Source organism: Corynebacterium mastitidis DSM 44356 (assembly GCF_000375365.1).
In the GTDB taxonomy this organism is placed as follows: domain Bacteria; phylum Actinomycetota; class Actinomycetes; order Mycobacteriales; family Mycobacteriaceae; genus Corynebacterium; species Corynebacterium mastitidis.
In genome coordinates, this window is sequence record NZ_AQXB01000026.1 from 1 (window position 1) to 2,240 (window position 2,240).

Annotated in this window: 2 protein-coding genes; both read right to left on the bottom strand. The window is 55.4% G+C overall.

The features are described 5' to 3' along the window. Positions 1-526, bottom strand: a 526-nt coding sequence (locus tag B140_RS12770; RefSeq protein WP_244874432.1) for a replication protein RepA, incomplete at its 3' end; no start/stop codon positions are given. 235 nt (positions 527-761) lie between these two features. Further along, positions 762-1,373 carry a DUF2335 domain-containing protein gene (locus B140_RS13575; protein WP_083912343.1) on the bottom strand — a complete coding sequence of 204 codons (612 nt, stop codon included), beginning with the start codon at positions 1,371-1,373 and terminating at the stop codon, positions 762-764. Positions 1,374-2,240 lie beyond the last annotated feature (867 nt).

The window sequence follows — 2,240 nt, forward strand, 5'->3', positions numbered from 1 at the left end:
ACCCCTCGACGGTTGCCTGATCAGGGTCATGGCTAAACCACACGTCCATCTCATCAACAATGCTGACATTGCTCAGAGAGTCACGATCTGTGCCCTTGTCATAGATCTTTCGGACAGTGATACTGCTGGTCGCGAGACGATTCAACTGCTCGCGGAGAATCCCAATGGTCCCCCGAGGTCCACCGTTACCTCGCATGCTGAGCCCCATCAACTCCATGAACTCATTCATCGAACTCCCCAGAGGAATCCGACGAGCCTCATCCTCAGGAAGCCCCTTGCGCAGCACTGCCTGGGTGATCAGATACGCCATGATTAGCCTAGGGTACTTCCCATAGGGAAGACCATCGGGCGAATAAATCGTGATCTGAGTGTTGCCAGCTCGGGCGACGATCTTGTCGTCCTGCGGCTTTCGGTACGGGAACAAAGCTTGAACAAGCACACGGGTAGTGTAACCAACCTCTACCTCCGAGGTCAGGGCACCAGAATCGGCCGACTTGCCTACGGTGTGAGAACGTGTATGCTTCATGGTTGTCTTTCATTTTATTGTTGGCCTCCGCGATGCTGGAACATCGCGGAGGTTTTCCTTTCCGACCTCTTCTTGTTAAGAAGCTCTACCAGATCATACATCACTCTCCACCTCTTCTGAAGACAGCCCTTCAATCGGGGATGTCTGTGGATTTTCCCCTAGGGTGGCGGCGCGCCTGCCGGGTCGTGGGGTGCGGTGAGGAGTGCTTCACAGTCACCGCTGTTCTAGGAGTCTTTTACTCTTTTGGACCTCGTGAGAACCACTTTGTGTGACGGGACGGGACTATCAAGACGCCCGCCGCGTTGATGAGACCAAAGATGCCGAAGAAAACAGCGGGTTCTGTGCGGCCACTAAATGCTAGAAAGAAGGCGGCTATAAGGCATCCTGCCGCGATTCCTGCATACAGGTACTGGCCACGTTTCACGGACTTAGCGTCTTCGTGGATGGCTTGAGCGGTGGCGTTGTTGACCTCAGATTCGGAGAGAGTAGCCGAGTTTGCCGCTTTTACAGTCTGCTCCGCCATGACAACAATCCGGTTGGCAACGCCGGGGAGAGCTTGTTCGTATTGGATGAGTTCAGCAGCAGGAGGTAATGGGCCTTGGTGCTGAAAAAGCTGCATAGCGTAGGCGGCACCTGTGGAAGGCTCCTGTGTGAAAGGTTCGCCCGCTATACGCATCGTCGGGTGATAGTAATCCATTGCCTGCATGAGGTGTTGTCCGACTTGGGCCCAGGCTTTCTCGATGGTCTTCGTGGGGTCGTAAATCCTGGCTTCGTAGATCTTCTCGCCGGAGGGGAGTGTGGCGATGATCCGGCGCTTCGGTGTTTGGTTCATTGTGGGTGTGCTCATTGTTTATACCCCCTCCTATAGACCGTGCAGGGTGGGCCGTGGATAACAGCACGTCCCCTAATCATTTCCTTTTTCGCTTTGGAGTCTACAGGGGGTAGCAAATATCGCCGCTGCGAAGGCGGTCGGACGATGGGAGGCGGAATCGGTACGCCGGGAGGTGCGTCATGGGCAGTCCATCACGACCAAACGGGGTCTGGTGACTCGTCTCTAGAGCTTTCACCTGCTTCCGTAGAGGCTAAGTGCGCGCGCTGTGCTTGTGGGAACGCGCTATAAGCTGCTGTGTGGCGTTGGGAATCTCCTTGGCGTCCCCTTGGTCCTTTTTGCGGTTTTAGGCCGTCAGGAGGGCTGTGAGGGGTGGTTTTGAAGCTTCTGGCCGACCGTGAGGGGTGGCAGATTGCGATGAGGGGTTCGAGTAGCGCTGATTGAGGCTTTAGAAGCACTGTGGGGCATTGGAAGTGCCCAAGGTGGTGTTGGGGGTTTTGGGGCTTCTACAGGCTTGCTGGGGGTGTTTTTGAGGCTATGAGGGCACGCGTTAGTTACGACGGTGTGGGGGTGGTGAGTGGATCCAGGTCTGGATGCCGAGGTTTGCCCCTTTGAGGTCTTCGGTGGTGCCCCATGAGGTTTGGGGGCAAGCCAATCCCCAGCGGGGATTGGTGCGGCAGCCCAACGAGCCGAAGGCGAGGCGGGAGAATTATCCACGTCCGGAAGAAGGGTGTCAATGTGATTCTTGCCACCAGAACGGCTGCCCCCTATATTAGTTCTACTAGAGTACTAGTATATAGGGACCTGTGGATAACTATATTCCCGCAGGTCAAACCCTGTGGATAACGAAAATCGTGAGTCTAGTTATGCGCAGAAGTGAGTCTA

Excerpts from the sequence above, each read along its gene's own strand:
- B140_RS13575 (WP_083912343.1), bottom strand. The coding sequence starts at position 1,373 with ATGAGCACACCCACAATGAACCAAACACCGAAGCGCCGGATCATCGCC.